Raw genomic sequence first — 247 nt, 5'->3', positions numbered from 1 at the left:
TGGATGGTGATCGGGACCGACGCCAAAGAGATGGACGGGTTGTCCGTTGGCGGTCGCGTCGTCACCGGCGCGAAGGGCATCGGGCGTTTCGCGCTCGATCGACTTGGCCAGGAATGCGAATTGCAATCCGCCGTTGCCGGCGCGAAACGGGCGCATTGGCTGGTCGACTGGACCGAATTCGAGGGCGCTGGCAAGATCATCAGCGATGTGAAGGCGGTCTTGGAGACGGAGCAGGGAACGCTCAAGG

Annotated in this window: 1 protein-coding gene; it reads left to right on the top strand. The window is 63.2% G+C overall.

Features of this window, described 5'->3' with window-relative positions; genetic code table 11:
• Positions 1 to 247, top strand: a 247-nt coding sequence (locus CVH10_RS26290; RefSeq protein ID WP_181244723.1) for a hypothetical protein, incomplete at both ends; no start/stop codon positions are given.

It is taken from the genome of Halomonas sp. ND22Bw, assembly GCF_003011945.1.
GTDB lineage: Bacteria > Pseudomonadota > Gammaproteobacteria > Pseudomonadales > Halomonadaceae > Halomonas > Halomonas halophila.
The sequence above is the reverse complement of the archived record's forward strand: the minus strand, read 5'-3'. Positions and strand labels throughout refer to the sequence as shown.